The organism is Streptomyces sp. NPDC023838, assembly GCF_040639555.1.
Lineage (GTDB): Bacteria > Actinomycetota > Actinomycetes > Streptomycetales > Streptomycetaceae > Streptomyces.
Genome location: NZ_JBFAAD010000031.1, coordinates 1 through 14,757, shown reverse-complemented (window position 1 = coordinate 14,757; position 14,757 = coordinate 1). Strand labels below are relative to the sequence as shown.

At 70.7% G+C, this 14,757-nt stretch carries 15 protein-coding genes and 3 tRNA genes; 4 read left to right on the top strand and 14 right to left on the bottom strand.

Going from position 1 to position 14,757, the window contains the following annotated elements; genetic code table 11:
* Positions 1–75: 75 nt before the first annotated feature.
* From AB0G17_RS29145 to AB0G17_RS29120, 6 genes are all read right to left on the bottom strand, one after another.
* Positions 76–987 carry a hypothetical protein gene (locus tag AB0G17_RS29145; RefSeq protein WP_361389214.1) on the bottom strand — a complete coding sequence of 304 codons (912 nt, stop codon included), beginning with the start codon at positions 985–987 and terminating at the stop codon, positions 76–78.
* Between the two features lie 172 nt (positions 988–1,159).
* Complete coding sequence (gene rplA, locus AB0G17_RS29140) at positions 1,160–1,882, bottom strand: 50S ribosomal protein L1 (RefSeq protein ID WP_361389211.1); 723 nt, start codon at positions 1,880–1,882, stop codon at positions 1,160–1,162.
* Between the two features lie 138 nt (positions 1,883–2,020).
* Entirely contained in the window at positions 2,021–2,455 is a 435-nt protein-coding gene (rplK, locus tag AB0G17_RS29135; RefSeq protein WP_053731185.1) for a 50S ribosomal protein L11, read from the bottom strand.
* A gap of 168 nt (positions 2,456–2,623) precedes the next feature.
* On the bottom strand, positions 2,624–3,547 hold the full coding sequence (gene nusG, locus AB0G17_RS29130; protein WP_361389208.1) for a transcription termination/antitermination protein NusG: 924 nt from the start codon (positions 3,545–3,547) through the stop codon (positions 2,624–2,626).
* Between the two features lie 76 nt (positions 3,548–3,623).
* Entirely contained in the window at positions 3,624–3,920 is a 297-nt protein-coding gene (gene secE, locus AB0G17_RS29125; protein WP_361389205.1) for a preprotein translocase subunit SecE, read from the bottom strand.
* Positions 3,921–4,026: 106 nt separating this feature from the next.
* Positions 4,027–4,099: transfer RNA gene (locus tag AB0G17_RS29120), tRNA-Trp, on the bottom strand.
* A 226-nt stretch (positions 4,100–4,325) separates the two neighbouring features.
* On the opposite strand from AB0G17_RS29120, the gene AB0G17_RS29115 reads away from it, so the two are divergent.
* The 3 genes from AB0G17_RS29115 (at position 4,326) to AB0G17_RS29105 (ending at position 7,412) form a co-directional block, all read left to right on the top strand.
* Positions 4,326–5,552: a pyridoxal phosphate-dependent aminotransferase gene (locus AB0G17_RS29115; RefSeq protein WP_361389202.1), complete on the top strand. Its 1,227-nt coding sequence runs from the start codon at positions 4,326–4,328 to the stop codon at positions 5,550–5,552.
* 135 nt (positions 5,553–5,687) lie between these two features.
* Entirely contained in the window at positions 5,688–6,707 is a 1,020-nt protein-coding gene (locus tag AB0G17_RS29110; protein WP_361389199.1) for an adenosine deaminase, read from the top strand.
* A gap of 66 nt (positions 6,708–6,773) precedes the next feature.
* Positions 6,774–7,412, top strand: coding sequence for an NAD(P)H-binding protein (locus AB0G17_RS29105; protein ID WP_361389196.1), 639 nt, complete (start codon positions 6,774–6,776; stop codon positions 7,410–7,412).
* Positions 7,413–7,428: 16 nt separating this feature from the next.
* Here the strand turns inward: AB0G17_RS29105 and AB0G17_RS29100 are convergent, their stop codons facing one another.
* The 8 genes from AB0G17_RS29100 to AB0G17_RS29065 all read right to left on the bottom strand — a co-directional run bounded on the left by AB0G17_RS29100 (position 7,429) and on the right by AB0G17_RS29065 (position 12,736).
* Positions 7,429–8,484 carry a UDP-N-acetylmuramate dehydrogenase gene (locus AB0G17_RS29100; RefSeq protein WP_361389193.1) on the bottom strand — a complete coding sequence of 352 codons (1,056 nt, stop codon included), beginning with the start codon at positions 8,482–8,484 and terminating at the stop codon, positions 7,429–7,431.
* Positions 8,485–8,896: 412 nt separating this feature from the next.
* Positions 8,897–10,405 carry an MFS transporter gene (locus AB0G17_RS29095; protein WP_361389190.1) on the bottom strand — a complete coding sequence of 503 codons (1,509 nt, stop codon included), beginning with the start codon at positions 10,403–10,405 and terminating at the stop codon, positions 8,897–8,899.
* Positions 10,406–10,487: 82 nt separating this feature from the next.
* Positions 10,488–11,054 carry a helix-turn-helix domain-containing protein gene (locus tag AB0G17_RS29090; protein WP_361389187.1) on the bottom strand — a complete coding sequence of 189 codons (567 nt, stop codon included), beginning with the start codon at positions 11,052–11,054 and terminating at the stop codon, positions 10,488–10,490.
* A gap of 171 nt (positions 11,055–11,225) precedes the next feature.
* The gene (locus tag AB0G17_RS29085; protein WP_361389184.1) at positions 11,226–11,660 is read right to left on the bottom strand and encodes a MaoC family dehydratase; all 435 of its coding nucleotides are present in this window, start codon (positions 11,658–11,660) and stop codon (positions 11,226–11,228) included.
* Between the two features lie 2 nt (positions 11,661–11,662).
* Positions 11,663–12,115, bottom strand: a complete 453-nt coding sequence (locus AB0G17_RS29080) for a MaoC family dehydratase N-terminal domain-containing protein (protein WP_283142080.1) — start codon at positions 12,113–12,115, stop codon at positions 11,663–11,665.
* Between the two features lie 168 nt (positions 12,116–12,283).
* Positions 12,284–12,448: a 50S ribosomal protein L33 gene (gene rpmG / locus AB0G17_RS29075; protein ID WP_003956487.1), complete on the bottom strand. Its 165-nt coding sequence runs from the start codon at positions 12,446–12,448 to the stop codon at positions 12,284–12,286.
* A gap of 98 nt (positions 12,449–12,546) precedes the next feature.
* Positions 12,547–12,619 (bottom strand) — tRNA-Met (locus AB0G17_RS29070).
* A gap of 44 nt (positions 12,620–12,663) precedes the next feature.
* Positions 12,664–12,736: transfer RNA gene (locus tag AB0G17_RS29065), tRNA-Thr, on the bottom strand.
* A 558-nt stretch (positions 12,737–13,294) separates the two neighbouring features.
* Between AB0G17_RS29065 and AB0G17_RS29060 the strand changes: the two genes are divergently transcribed.
* Positions 13,295–14,593, top strand: a complete 1,299-nt coding sequence (locus AB0G17_RS29060; protein ID WP_361389181.1) for an amidohydrolase family protein — start codon at positions 13,295–13,297, stop codon at positions 14,591–14,593.
* Positions 14,594–14,757 lie beyond the last annotated feature (164 nt).

Sequence of the window (14,757 nt, the reverse complement as noted above, 5' to 3'; positions counted from 1 at the left end):
CCCCACCCCTTGATTCCCCCGTGCCCGTTCTCGATCACGTGCACGGTAACCCAACGCTGTGACGGGCGGGACGGATTATGACGGCTGCTGCGACGCCTTCGGCTTGATCAGCGAGGTGAAGTCCACGGTGTCGGAGGCCGCCGGGGCCTCGGCGGAGACCTTGACGCCGTAGTCCGCGTAGAAGGCCGTGGTGTTCATCTCGCCGTTCTTCGTCGCGGCGCGCTCGGTCTTCTTCACCAGGAGGTCGTCCTTGTCCACCCAGATGTCGACCGTGTCGGTGGTGATGCCGCTCTGGGTCATCTGGGCCTTGAAGGCCTCCAGCGTCTTCGCGTCCAGGCCCGAGCTGCCGCCCACCACCTTGGCCACGTCGACCGTGCCCGAGTAGTGCGTGGCCTGGACGCCCCTGACGTCCTCGGTGCCGACCTTCTTGACGTCGCCCGAGGCCAGCAGCGCCTTCACGCCCTGCTGGGGCGTCGAGTTCTGCATCTGGTCCTTCATGACGGCGCCGGCGGGGCCCATCAGCTTGGCCATGTCGTCGTAGCCGTACCGGATCCAGTGCTTGCCGCCGAGGGACTGGGCGAACTGGGGGCCCATGTTCGCGAAGTACGCGTCGCGCAGATAGCGGGCGTCGATGCTCTCGGCGCCCATCTGCCGCATGGTCTGCGCCATGGTGCCCTGGGTGTACTTCATCCGCATGGTGCCGGTCGTCCCGTCGCCCCACGCCAGGGCGCCGCCGCCCTGCAGGCCCATCACAGAGCCCATGGACATCGTCATCTCGACCTTGGCGGAGCCCGCCCCGTCGGTCTTCTTCTGCACCGCCTGGAGGGCCGCGACCGGGCTGAAGTCCGACCCGGCCTTGTGCTGCTCCTTGGCGGGCGCGCCCTTGCTGCTCCCGCTGTCCGACCCGCCGCAGGCTGCCACGCCCGCGAGCGCCGCGCCGATCGCGATCAGCGAGATCCCCGTACGCCGTACGGACCTGGTGTTCATGCGTTCCCCCTCGAATACCCATTCCCTTGCTCTTCGACGGTAGCGCAGGGGTCCGACAACACCGCGCCCGCCCGGGGCTGTTGGGACGCGGTTGCTACAAAGAAGCCGGGCCCCGCACCTCCGGAGAGGTGCGGGGCCCGGCTTCTGGACTGGCCGATGCGAGCTGTCAGGCTCAGACCGCGGCCGGGTCCTCCTCGACGAGGAGGTTCCGGGTGCGGTTGGAGTCGACCGGGATGCCGGGGCCCATCGTGGTGGTGATGGTGGCCTTCTTGATGTACCGGCCCTTGGCGGCGGACGGCTTCAGTCGGAGGATCTCCTCCAGAGCGGCGCCGTAGTTCTCCACCAGCTTGGCGTCGTCGAAGGACACCTTGCCGATGATGAAGTGCAGGTTCGAGTGCTTGTCGACGCGGAACTCGATCTTGCCGCCCTTGATCTCCTCGACCGCCTTGGCGACGTCGGGGGTGACCGTGCCGGTCTTCGGGTTCGGCATCAGACCACGCGGACCGAGCACGCGGCCGAGGCGGCCGACCTTGCCCATGAGGTCCGGGGTGGAGACGACGGCGTCGAAGTCCAGACGGCCCTTGGCGACCTCGTCGATGAGCTCGTCGGAGCCGACGATGTCGGCGCCCGCGGCACGCGCGGCCTCGGCACGGTCACCGGTCGCGAAGACCAGGACCCGGGCGGTCTTACCGGTGCCGTGCGGGAGGTTCACGGTGCCACGGACCATCTGGTCGGCCTTGCGCGGGTCGACACCCAGGCGGAAGGCGACCTCGACGGTGCCGTCGAACTTGGTCGCGGAGGTCTCCTTGGCGAGACGGACGGCCTCGAGCGGGGCGTAGAGCTTGTCCGCGTTGACCTTGGCGTCCGCAGCGCGGAGAGTCTTGCTGCGCTTCACTTCTGCTCCTGTGTGCAGTAACACCATGCGGCTGACGCCGCGTGGCAGTCATGGAGTCGTGGTACGGACCAGCGCTTGGCCCTACCACTGGGGCTGTTTCGCCCTGCGGCTACCGCCGCGTGGCGGGGAAGGCTGAGATCAGCCCTCGACCGTGATGCCCATGGAACGGGCGGTGCCAGCGATGATCTTGGACGCGGCGTCCAGGTCGTTGGCGTTCAGGTCGGCGAGCTTCGTCGTGGCGATCTCGCGGACCTGGGCCTCGGTGATCTTCGCGACCTTGGTCTTGTGCGGCTCGCCGGAGCCCTTCTCCACACCCGCGGCCTTGAGGATCATCTTCGCGGCCGGCGGAGTCTTGGTGATGAAGGTGAAGGAGCGGTCCTCGTAGACCGTGATCTCCACCGGGATCACCCAGCCACGCTGCGACTCGGTCGCCGCGTTGTAGGCCTTGCAGAACTCCATGATGTTGACGCCGTGCTGACCGAGCGCGGGGCCGACCGGCGGGGCCGGGTTCGCCGCACCGGCGTTGATCTGGAGCTTGATAAGCCCCGTGACCTTCTTCTTCTTGGGAGGCATTGCTCTCTCCGGGTCCTAGTGAGAGTGAACCGCCTGGCATCCGATCATCCGGATGGAGGCATACCGCACAACGATAACGGGTATCCCCGTGCGGCTAAAAACCGAGCAGGTCAGACAGGCTTTGAAGAGCCCATCTGACCTGTTCGGAAGACGTGTGGTCCGGAAGAACTAGTTCTTCTGGATCTGGTCGAAGCTCAGCTCGACCGGGGTCTCGCGGCCGAAGATCTCGACGAGGCCCTTGACCTTCTTCGAGTCGGCGTTGATCTCGTTGATGGTCGCCTGGAGCGTGGCGAACGGGCCGTCCGTGACGGTGACCGAGTCGCCGACCTCGAAGTCGAGCACCTGGACCTCGACCTTGCGGGCCGGAGCCGGCTTGCCCTCGGCCTCGGCGGCCTCGCGGGCGGCCTTCTCCTCGGCCTCCGGGGCGAGCATCTTGACGATCTCGTCCAGGGTCAGCGGGTACGGGTCGTAGGCGTTGCCCACGAAGCCGGTGACGCCGGGGGTGTTGCGGACGACGCCCCAGGACTCGTTCGTCAGATCCATGCGGACGAGAACGTAACCGGGCAGCTTGTTCTGCCGGACGTTCTTGCGCTCGCCGTTCTTGATCTGGACGATCTCCTCTTCGGGGACCTCGGCCTGGTAGATGAACTCCTCGACGTTCAGCGAGACGGCACGCTGTTCGAGGTTCGCCTTCACGCGCTTCTCGTAGCCCGCGTAGGTGTGGATGACGTACCACTCGCCGGGCAGGCCGCGCAGCTCCTGGCGGAGCGCCTCGACCGGGTCGACGGGCGCGGCAGGCTCCTCGGGAGCCTCCTCGGCGTCCTCGTCGGACTCGGCGGCCTCGGCCTCGTCGGCGTCCGCGTCAGCGACCTCGATGTCGCTCTCGTCCTCGGACTCGGCGGCCTCCAGCTCGTCCTCGTCCTCGACGTGGAGCGCCGCCTGCTCGGCCGCCTCGCCCGCATCGGCGTCGGCAGCCTCGGCCTGGTCCGGGTCCACGGCGTCCGCCGCCTCGACGATGTCGAGCTGGTCCTCCACGGACTCCGCGTGTTCAGCGCGAGGCTCAACGGCGTCGTTCAGGTTCGGGTCAGACACGTGGCTGCTTCTTCCTGGCTACAGATGGGTGGAACAATGCGAAAAAGGCGCCGGGTGGGCGCCCTTACGCAGCGGATCAGCCGAAGACGTACTTGACGACGTGCTGGAATCCGGTGTCGATCACGGTCACGATGCCGATCATGATGACGACGAACACGATCACCACGGTGGTGTACGTCGACAGCTGGTTCCGGCTCGGCCAGACCACCTTGCGGAGCTCGGCGACGACCTGGCGGTAGAAGAGCGCGAGACGGCCCAGAGGGCCCTTCTTGCCGCGCTTGCCGCCCTTGCGGGCCTTCTTCTTCGAGTCCTGGGACTCGGCTGCTTCGTCCTGGGCATCAGGCATGTCGATGGAGCCCACGGCGTCCGTCACGCTTCTCACCTGATTCCGGGTCGTGGCCGTGCCGCGCCCGGTGGAGCCGCACGGCGGTGCATAGAAGTACGTACATGCGCACACATCCTGGCGAAGGTGTGTGTAGCAGGGCCGGAGGGACTTGAACCCCCAACCGCTGGTTTTGGAGACCAGTGCTCTACCAATTGAGCTACGACCCTTTGTGGTTTCCCCAACCTACCGCATCCGCCCGAGTGCACCGAGTGCCCGGAGTGGATCGGTTGGTGGAGGCCAACGACAGGTGAGTGTACGTGGTCCGGCGCCCGGCGTCGAACAGATAGCTCCTGACAGCTCCGCGCGGATGCGCCGGACAGCCTGTGCGACCGCCCCGTCCGGTCCATGAAACCGGTGTGCCCGGGGCGCGGCAGGTCTGCGACGATGGGCCGTATGAGCGCTGCAACTCCTCCGACCGAGCGCCGGGTGTCCGCGCGCATCGGCGCGATCTCCGAGTCCGCGACCCTCGCCGTCGACGCCAAGGCCAAGGCCCTCAAGGCCGCCGGGCGCCCGGTGATCGGCTTCGGCGCCGGTGAGCCCGACTTCCCCACTCCGGACTACATCGTCGAGGCGGCCGCCGCCGCCTGCCGCGACCCGAAGTACCACCGCTACACGCCGGCCGGCGGCCTGCCCGAGCTCAAGAAGGCCATCGCCGAGAAGACCCTGCGCGACTCCGGCTACGAGGTCGACCCGTCCCAGATCCTGGTGACCAACGGCGGCAAGCAGGCGATCTACGAGGCGTTCGCGGCGATCCTCGACCCGGGCGACGAGGTCATCGTCCCGGCGCCGTACTGGACCACCTACCCGGAGTCGATCCGCCTCGCGGGCGGCGTCCCGGTCGAGGTCGTCGCCGACGAGACCACCGGCTACCGGGTCTCGGTCGAGCAGCTGGAGGCCGCTCGTACGGAGAAGACCAAGGTCGTCCTCTTCGTCTCCCCGTCCAACCCGACCGGCTCGGTCTACACCGAGGCCGAGACCGAGGCGATCGGCCGCTGGGCCGTCGAGCACGGCCTGTGGGTGCTGACCGACGAGATCTACGAGCACCTGGTCTACGGGGACGCCGTCTCCGTGTCGCTGCCCGCGCTCCTGCCCGAGCTGCGCGACAAGTGCATCGTGGTCAACGGCGTCGCCAAGACGTACGCGATGACCGGCTGGCGGGTCGGGTGGATCGTCGGCCCCAAGGACGTCATCAAGGCCGCGACCAACCTCCAGTCGCACGCCACCTCCAACGTGGCCAACGTCTCCCAGGTGGCGGCGCTCGCCGCGGTCTCCGGCGACCTCGACGCGGTCGCCAAGATGCGCGAGGCCTTCGACCGCCGCCGCCAGACCATCGTGCGGATGCTCAGCGAGATCGACGGCGTGGTCTGCCCGACCCCCGAGGGCGCGTTCTACGCGTACCCCTCGGTGAAGGGCCTGCTCGGCAAGGAGATCCGTGGCAAGCGCCCGCAGACCTCCGTCGAGCTCGCCGCGCTGATCCTGGACGAGGCCGAGGTCGCGGTCGTCCCGGGCGAGGCCTTCGGCACCCCGGGCTACCTGCGCCTCTCGTACGCGCTGGGCGACGAGGACCTGGTGGAGGGCGTCTCCCGGATCCAGAAGCTGCTGGCGGAAGCGCGCGACTGACGCGCACCCGCTCACCCGCGCCCGCGAGGAACGGCCACCGGCTCACATGAGTCGGTGGCCGTTCCCGCGTTCGGGCAAGGTCCCGATCGGGGAAAGGGGCTGTCGGACGGGCCCGGGGTGCGGCAAGATCCTTCAATGGAGCACGTTCGCGACGTAACTGACCTGCCGAAGGCCCATCTGCACCTGCACTTCACGGGGTCGATGCGCCCCACGACCCTGCTGGAGCTCGCCGACAAGTACGGGGTGCACCTCCCCGACGCGCTGACCAGCGGCGAGCCGCCCAAGCTCCGGGCCACCGACGAGCGCGGCTGGTTCCGCTTCCAGCGGCTGTACGACATCGCGCGCTCGTGTCTGCGCGCCCCCGAGGACATCCAGCGGCTGGTGCGCGAGGCCGCCGAGGAGGACGTGCGGGACGGCTCGGGCTGGCTGGAGATCCAGGTCGACCCCACGTCGTACGCGCCGATGCTCGGCGGGCTCATCCCGGCCCTGGAGATCATCCTGGACGCGGTCGAGTCGGCCGCGCGCGAGACCGGACTCGGTATGCGGGTCCTGGTCGCGGCGAACCGGATGAAGCACCCCCTGGACGCCCGCACCCTGGCCCGCCTCGCCGTGCGGTACGCGGACCGGGGCGTCGTCGGCTTCGGGCTCTCCAACGACGAGCGCCGGGGCATGGCACGCGACTTCGACCGCGCCTTCGCGATCGCCCGGGAGGGCGGTCTGCTGGCCGCGCCGCACGGCGGCGAGCTGACCGGCCCGGCGTCGGTGCGGGACTGCCTGGACGACCTGTACGCCACCCGCGTCGGCCACGGGGTGCGCGCCGCCGAGGACCCGCGGCTGCTGAAGCGGCTGGCCGAGCGCGGGATCACCTGCGAGGTCTGCCCCGCCTCCAACGTCGCCCTGGGCGTCTACGAGAAGCCCGAGGACGTCCCGCTGCGCACGCTGTTCGAGGCGGGCGTGCCGCTGGCGCTGGGCGCCGACGACCCGCTCCTGTTCGGCTCCCGGCTGGCCGCCCAGTACGAGATCGCCCGCCGCCACCACGGCTTCACCGACGCCGAACTGGCCGAGCTGGCGCGGCAGTCGGTACGGGGTTCGGCGGCGCCGGAAGAGGTGAAGGCGAAGCTGCTCGCGGGGGTGGACGCATGGCTGGCCGCGTGAGACGTCAGGCACCCTTGGCTACTGCTGGCTGAGTAAGTACCTATCCACCAGGGGAGGGTGACGCACATGAAGCTGACGGTTTTTGGTGCGACGGGCAGGATCGGCTCGGAGGTGGTCCGCCAGGCGCTGACCGCGGGCCACCAGGTGACGGCCGTGGTACGGGACCCGGCGCGGTTCACGGCGACGGGGCCGGGCCTGGAGGTGGTCCGGGGTGATCTGGCCTCCCCCGACTCCCTGCGCCCGGCGGTGGCGGGCCGGGACGCGGTGCTCTCGGGGCTCGGCGCGAACAAGCGGGCGGACGCGGCGGCGGGCATCACGGCCCGGCTGACCGGCTCGATCGTGAAGGCGATGGACGCGGAGGGGACCCGCCGCCTGCTGGTGGTGAGCGCGGGCCCGGTGGGCCCGGAGGCCCCCGACGACCCGTTCCTTGACCGCCTGACGCTGACGATCGTCACGCGCGTCCTCAAGGACGTCTACGAGGACCTGCGGCGTACGGAGGCCGTGCTGGCCGACTCTGCGCTGGACTGGACGGCGGTACGCCCGGTCCGCCTGGTCAACAAGCCGAGGACGGGCACCTACCGCACGGCCGTCGGGGCGACGCCGCGCAGCGCGCGCACGATCGGGCGGGCCGATGTGGCGGACGCGATGCTGGGGATGATCGACAACCAGGCGACGGTGAAGCAGGGAGTCTGCGTGGCGTACTGACCCCCGCCGGGTGGGGTCAGATCTCGGCGTTGACGGTCACCGGCTCGTTGACGAGGGTCACCCCGAAGGCCTGCTCCACGCCCGCGACGACCTCGCGGGCGAGCGCGAGCAGGTCCTCGGTGGTGGCGCCGCCGCGGTTGGTGAGGGCGAGGGTGTGCTTGGTGGAGATCCGGGCGGGCCCGGAGCCGTACCCCTTGGTGAACCCGGCCTTGTCGATGAGCCAGGCGGCGGAGGTCTTGGTGAGCCCGCCGCCGAGGTCCCAGGCGGGCGGCGAGACGTCGCGTCCGAGCCGCTGCTCGACCTTCCCGAGGAAAGCCCGGTACTCGCTCTCCTCCAGGATCGGATTGGTGAAAAAGGAGCCGGCGGACCAGGTGTCGTGATCGTCCGGGTCCAGCACCATGCCCTTGCCGGCCCGGAGCTTGAGGACGGTCTCGCGGGCGGTGGCGGCCGGGACGCGGTCGCCGGGCTCGACGCCGAGGGCGCGGGCGGTCTCGGCGTACTTGATGGGCGCGGAGAGCCCGCCGGCGTCCTCCAGCTCGAACCGGACGCGCAGGACGACGTACCGGTCGGGCCGGGCCTTGAACCGGCTGTGCCGATAGGAGAACGCGCACTCGTCGGCCGCCAGGACGACGGTATGCCGCTCGACCCGGTCGTACGCGACGACCTCGCGGATGGTGGAGGAGACCTCCTGGCCGTACGCGCCCACGTTCTGGATCGGGGTGGCGCCGGCGGATCCGGGGATCCCGGCCAGGCACTCGATCCCGGCGAGCCCGGCCTCCACGGTCCGGGCCACGACGTCGCTCCAGACCTCGCCCGCGGCCACGTCGAGCCGGGTGCCGTCGAGGGTGAACCCCCTGGTGGCGATCCGCAGGGCGGTCCCGGCGAACCCCTTGTCCCCGATGACGAGATTGCTGCCGCCGCCGATGACCAGCAGCGGCGTCCTGGCCTCATCCGCCTCCCGCACGGCCTCGATGACCTCGTCATCGGTACCGGCCGTCAACAGCCGCGCAGCCGGCCCACCGAGCCGGAAGGTGGTGAGGGGGGCGAGGGGGGTGTCGTGGAGTACGTGCACGGCTCTAGCGTACGGGGGCTTCGTCCGCGGCCTGGTGGGTGGCTGGTCGCGCAGTTCCCCGCGCCCCTGTTTGGGCCCGGTCTTCGTCTGCGGACCGTGGTGGGTTGCTCGCGCAGTTCCCCGCGCCCTTCTGGCGGCCGTCGTTCGTCTGCGGACCGTGGTGGGTTGCTCGCGCAGTTCCCCGCGCCCCTGAAAGCGCCCCTGCGGGGCGATCCTCGCAGCAACCCCGGCGACCCCGACCCCCCAGGGGCGCGGGGCTGTGACCTTTGCGGCTCCGCCGCGTGGGCGCGACCAGCCACCGACGGCCCGCAGACGAACGGGGGCCAGGGGCGAAGCCCCCTCCCGGCCGTCCGCCGGAGGACTTTCGGGAAGGGGCGGGGTGGGGGACAAACCCCCCGCCCCACACGCCGCATCACCCCACCAGCGCGTCCTCCCGAGCCGCCCCGGCCGCGGGCTCGGCCGAAGCCGCCCCCGCCACAGACGCCCGCGGCAGGCACACCGCACTGACCGCCGCCAGGGCCACAACCCCCGCCCCGACCCACAGCGCCGGCCGCAGCCCGTCCACGAAGGCGGACGCCGACCCGTACCCGCCCGACGCGGAGAACACCGCCGCCAGGACGGCGACGCCCAGCGCCCCGCCCACCTCCCGCAACGCGTTGTTCGCCCCGGACGCGATCCCCTGCTCGGAGGGCCGCACGCTCGACATCACCAGGTTCGCCGCCGGCGCGAAGTACAGCGCCATCCCGACCCCGCTGACCACCAGCGCCGGCAGCTGCGTCCCGTAGGACACGTCCGGCGTCACGATCAGGGCGAACCACGCGAGCCCGATCGCCTGGAGCGCGAGCCCCACCGTCACCACGGGCCGTCCCCCGATCCGGTCGGACAGGATGCCCGCGACCGGCGCGACCAGGAGCGGCATGGCGGTCCACGGCAGCATCCGCAGCCCCGCCTCGGTCGGCGAGTAGCCGAGCACGCCCTGCAGGAACTGGCTGAGCAGGAAGATCGAGCCGAACATCCCGACGAACATCAGCAGGCTGGACAGGTTGATCGCCGCGAACGCCCGGCTCCGGAACAGCCGCATCGGCAGCACCGGCGCCTCGCTGACGCTCCCGTGCCAGACGAACGCGCCGAGCAGAGCCGTACCGAGCACGAGCCCCGCCAGCACCGTCGGGCTGTTCCAGCCGTCCACGTTGCCCCGGATCAGGCTGTACACGATCCCGAAGAGCCCCAAGCTGGCCAGCACCGTGCCACGGATGTCGAGCCGCGCCCCGCTCCCGTACGACTCCGCCAGCCGCAGTCGCGCCAGCGGCAGCACCGCCACGCCGAGCGGAACGTTCAGCCAGAAGATCCACTGCCAGGAGAAGTGCTCGGTCAGCGCCCCGCCGATCAGCGGCCCGCTGGCCACGGCGAGCCCGTTGACCGCGCCCCATATCCCGTACGCCAGACCCCGCTTCGCCGCCGGTACCGCCGCCGTGAGCAGCGTGAGCGTCAGCGGCATCATGATCGCCGCGCCGACGCCCTGGACCGCCCGCGCCGCGACCAGTCCGTCGATCCCGGGCGCCAGCGCCGCCGCGGCGGACGCACCGGTGAAGATCGTCAGCCCGATGAGGAAGAGCTTGCGGCGCCCGAACCGGTCGCCGAGCGCCGCCCCGAACATCAGCAGGACGGCGAAGGTGAGGGTGTACGCGCTGACCGTCCACTCCAGATCGTCCAGCGCTCCGCCCAGGTCCTCGCGGATCGACGGCAGGGCGGTGGTGACGACGAGGTTGTCGAGCGCCGCCATGAACCCGGCGATGCTGGTGATGACGAGTGCCCAGACCGCGCCCCCGCGCCGGGCCGTACCGCGATCGTCCGCGTGATCCTTCACGTTCACGCTCACGTTCTCCTGCTCGTGTGCCTGCTCGTGTACCTGCTCGGACATCTCTTTCCCCTGTTGTTAGTTATCAGTTACTAACTTTCGAGCGCATACGGATCCCCCCGCACCGCCCCGGACCGCCCGGCGGCTACTTCTCCAGCCGCCCCTTCACCCGCGCGGATGGATAGATCTCCTCCCACACGCGATGCTCGGGAGGGAACCCGATCGCCACCAGCGTGTTGATCAGCATCCCGTAGGCCAGGAACGTCGTGGTGTCCTTGTAGCCCTCCAGCGGGATGGAGACCGTGTCCCACAGCTCCATCCACTCCCGCCGGACGGCCTCACCGAAGGTGTGGTCCCCCGCCGCCTCTGCCGCGGCGACCGCCACGTACACCTGCATCTGCATGAGCAGCCGCTCCGGCTCCTCCGCGATGACCCGCGTGTACGCGTTCGCCATCGCGTGCACCGCCTCCTCGCCCCGCAGGTCCTTCGAGGCCTCGGCGAACATCCGGACGGTGTCCTCCATGCAGCGGTGCATCGCCGCGAGGAAGATCGCCGGCTTGTTGGGGAAGAGCCGGAACAGGTACGGCTGCGAGACACCCACCCGCTTGGCGATCGCCTCGGTGGACGTTCCGTAGTAGCCGCGGTGAGCGAACTCGCTCATCGCCGCCCGTACGACGCTCTCGCGCCGCTCTTCCGCGCTCATCCTGACCATGGAGATAAAGTTAGTGGCTAATAACTAACTTCGCAACCCCTGGGGACCCCGAAGAACGGCCGCCGGTCTCCCGCCCCGGCGGCCGCTCGTGGGCTGCCGCTGGTTACCCGCCCCAGTGGCCGCCCGTGGGCTGCTGCCGCTGGCTTCCCGGCCCGGCGGCCGCCCGTGGGCTCACGCCAGCACGACCACCGCGCGCGACATCCCCAGCACCTTCTGGCCCGCGCTCATGGCCGTCAGGTCAACCCGGACCGTCCTCGCCTCGTCGTCCAGCTTGGCCGCGACCTTGGCGCTGACCTCGACGAGTGCTCCCGTCTCGTCGTTCGGCACGACGACCGGCTTGGTGAACCGCACCCCGTACTCCACGACCGCAGCCGGGTCGCCCACCCAGTCGGTGACCACCCGGATCGCCGAGGCCATGGTGAACATGCCGTGCGCGATGACGTCGGGCAGCCCGACCTCCTTGGCGAACTTCTCGTTCCAGTGGATCGGGTTGAAGTCGCCCGAGGCGCCCGCGTACTGCACGAGTGTGGCGCGACTCACGGGGAAGGACTGCGCCGGCAGCTCGGTGCCGGTCTCCACGTCCTCGTAACGGATCTTGGCGCTCATCGTCACTCCCCCTCGGCCGCGCGGGCCACGAGCTTGGTGAAGGCGGTCACGACGTGCTCGCCCGCCTCGTCGTGGACCTCGCCGCGGATGTCCAGGATGTCGTTGCCCGCGAGGGACTTGATCGCCTCGATGGTGGAGGTCACGGTGAGCCGGTCCCCCGCCCGCACCGGGCGCTTGTACGCGAACTTCTGGTCGCCGTGCACGACCCGGCTGTAGTCCAGGCCCAGCTGCGGGTCCTGGATCACGTCGCCGGCCGCCTTGAACGTGATGGCAAACACAAAAGTCGGCGGCGCGATCACATCGGGGTGCCCGAGCGCCTTGGCGGCCTCGGGGTCCGTGTACGCGGGGTTGGCGTCCCCCACGGCCTCGGCGAATTCGCGGATCTTCTCCCGGCCGACCTCGTACGGCGCGGTGGGCGGATAGGTCCGCCCCACGAAGGACTGGTCGAGCGCCATGGGCTCGCAACCTCCTGCTTGATGATCTACGGAAGGGTGATCAACGGAACGGTGATCTACAGAACGATGATCCACCGAACGGTGATCTACCGAACGGGGTACGACGAGAGGCCGCTCCCCATGTGCAGGGAACGGCCTCTCGTACGAGCCTGAGTGCTAAACCCGTGATTAGCGGGTCTCGCGGTGCGCGGTGTGCGAGTTGCAGCGCGGGCAGTGCTTCTTCATCTCAAGACGGTCCGGGTTGTTACGCCGGTTCTTCTTGGTGATGTAGTTCCGCTCCTTGCACTCCACGCAGGCCAGCGTGATCTTCGGGCGGACGTCGGTGGCAGCCACGTGAGTGCTCCTTGGACGGACGGTTAGACGGATGAACGCATAAAAGAGTAGCCGATCGGGAGACCGACCCCACAATCGGCTACTGGTGCTACTTTGAGTAGCGGTGACCGGACTTGAACCGGTGACACAGCGATTATGAGCCGCTTGCTCTACCGACTGAGCTACACCGCTTTGATGATCCGGTCCCCGCTTGTGGGCGGGGACCCTCTCACCAGAGCCCCAATACGGAATCGAACCGTAGACCTTCTCCTTACCATGGAGACGCTCTACCGACTGAGCTATTGGGGCGAGCGATGAAGACATTACACGGTCGGCTGCCGATCGCCCAAATCCGTTTCGCCGCGCGGTCGCGGACCCGTCGGACGGCCGTGGTGAGGGCGGCCGCCGTGGGGGCGCGTGGGGGTCGAGGGGCAGGTGGGACATGGCGGCGGGGCATGGGGCGGGGCATGGCCCGGAGCCGATCCGGGCTGGTCGCGAGCCGGTCGCCGGTCGATCCCGAGCTGGTCGCGAGCCGATCCTCGACCCGGCCGCCGGTCGATCCCCGAACCGGCCGCGAGCCGGTCCCCGAGCGGGCCGCCGGTCGATCCCGAGCTGGTCGCGAGCTGGTCGCGGGCCGCTTCCCTCGGCTTCTGTGCGCCTTCCGCTTCCGCGCGACCTCCGCGCACCTTCCGCTTCCGGGGCAACTTCCACACGCCCGGCCCCAGGCGTCCCGTACGCCACTCGTGGCCACACCGGTACGACTATTGCGCTCCTCCTCGATGCGCGCGAGGTGCGCCCCTAGGCTCGGATCACGCTGCGTGATCTTGCCCTGAAGGCCCCGCGGGGCCCCGAGGAACCTGGAGCGCGATGTCCGACAGCCAGTCGCAGCCGGCCCACTCCCCCGGCACCGGGGACGGCCCCGCCGAGGCCGCCACCACGCTCCTGCTGTCCGGCGCACGGCTCGCCGACGGCCGGACCGTGGACGTCCGGCTCGGCGGCGGCCGCATCGAGGCCGTCGGGACCGCGGGCAGCCTCGCCGCGCACTTCTCCAAGGTCGACCTGAACGGCTTCCTGCTGCTCCCGGCGCCCGCCGAGCCGCACGCGCACGGCGACACGGCGCTGACCGCGTTCGGCCCCGAGGGCCCGGTCTCGTACGCGACGGAGGACGTCCAGCGCCGCGCCACCGAGGCCGCCCTGCTCCAGCTCGGCCACGGCGCGACGGCGCTGCGCTCGCACGTGCGGATCGACGACGTACGGGGGCTTGAACCGCTGGAGGCCGCCCTGCAGACCCGCCGCTCGCTGCGCGGACTCGCCGAGCTGAACGTGGTGGCGGTGCCCCGGCTGCTGACCGGCGCGGCGGGCGCGGACGGGCTGGCGATGCTGCGGGACGCGGTGAAGATGGGCGCGGCGGTGGTCGGCGGCTGCCCGGACCTCGACCCGGACCCGGCCGGGTACACGGAGGCGGTCCTGGAGGTCGCCGCCGAGCACGGCTGCGCGGTCGACCTCCACACGGACGGCGACGACCCCGCGCGCGTGGCCCGGCTCGCGGCGATGACCGCCGGGCTGCGCCCGGGCGTGGCGATCGGCCCCTGCGCCGGCCTGTCCCGGCTGCCCTACGAGACGGCGGCGCGGGCGGCGGACCAGCTCGCGGCGGCGGGCGTCGCGGTGGTCTGCCTGCCGCAGGGCGGCTGCGGCATGACGGAACGTCAGGGAACGTCCCGTCAGGGCATGCCGCCCGTACGGATGCTGAAGGCGGCGGGGGTGCGGGTGGCGGCGGGCAGCGGCGCACTGCGCGACCTGGCCAACCCGGTGGGCCGGGGCGACCCGTTGGAGGCCGCGTACCTCCTCGCCTCCCAGGCGGGCCTGCGCCCGGAGGACGCGTACGGCGCCGTGAGCACGGCGGCCCGGGAGGCGATGGGCCTGCCCGAGGTCCGCGTGGAGGCGGGCTTCCCGGCGGAGCTCCTGGCCGTACGCGGCGAACGCATCGCGGGCGTCCTGTCCCTCGCGTACAGCCGCATCGTCATCCACCGCGGCCGGGTGGTGGCTCGGACGAGCGCGGTACGGGAGTACTGCGACTCGGCGGTGACGGTGGCACTGGACCTGCCACGGCAGGGGCGGTCGGATCAGGGGCGGGGGGATCAGGGGCGGGGGGATTCCGGGGGGTGAGGTCCGCTGGACGCGGATGGGGGGGGCGGGGTCGGCGCGGGGCGGGCGGGGGCGGGCAGGGCAGGGCGGGGGCACAGGCCGGGCGGGGCCGGGGCACCCGAAGGGGCGAGCGGGGAGGGGCGAGCGGTGCCCAGGACCCGGGCTGGGTGGGCCGGGCGGGCGGA

What these genes read in the sequence shown, in the direction of transcription:
- AB0G17_RS29145 (WP_361389214.1), bottom strand. Translation starts at nt 987, where the DNA reads ATGAACACCAGGTCCGTACGGCGTACGGGGATCTCGCTGATCGCGATC.
- rplK (WP_053731185.1), bottom strand. Translation starts at nt 2,455, where the DNA reads ATGCCTCCCAAGAAGAAGAAGGTCACGGGGCTTATCAAGCTCCAGATC.
- AB0G17_RS29115 (WP_361389202.1), top strand. Translation starts at nt 4,326, where the DNA reads ATGAGCGCTGCAACTCCTCCGACCGAGCGCCGGGTGTCCGCGCGCATC.
- AB0G17_RS29110 (WP_361389199.1), top strand. Translation starts at nt 5,688, where the DNA reads ATGGAGCACGTTCGCGACGTAACTGACCTGCCGAAGGCCCATCTGCAC.
- AB0G17_RS29105 (WP_361389196.1), top strand. Translation starts at nt 6,774, where the DNA reads ATGAAGCTGACGGTTTTTGGTGCGACGGGCAGGATCGGCTCGGAGGTG.
- AB0G17_RS29095 (WP_361389190.1), bottom strand. Translation starts at nt 10,405, where the DNA reads ATGTCCGAGCAGGTACACGAGCAGGCACACGAGCAGGAGAACGTGAGC.
- AB0G17_RS29090 (WP_361389187.1), bottom strand. Translation starts at nt 11,054, where the DNA reads ATGGTCAGGATGAGCGCGGAAGAGCGGCGCGAGAGCGTCGTACGGGCG.
- AB0G17_RS29085 (WP_361389184.1), bottom strand. Translation starts at nt 11,660, where the DNA reads ATGAGCGCCAAGATCCGTTACGAGGACGTGGAGACCGGCACCGAGCTG.
- AB0G17_RS29080 (WP_283142080.1), bottom strand. Translation starts at nt 12,115, where the DNA reads ATGGCGCTCGACCAGTCCTTCGTGGGGCGGACCTATCCGCCCACCGCG.
- AB0G17_RS29060 (WP_361389181.1), top strand. Translation starts at nt 13,295, where the DNA reads ATGTCCGACAGCCAGTCGCAGCCGGCCCACTCCCCCGGCACCGGGGAC.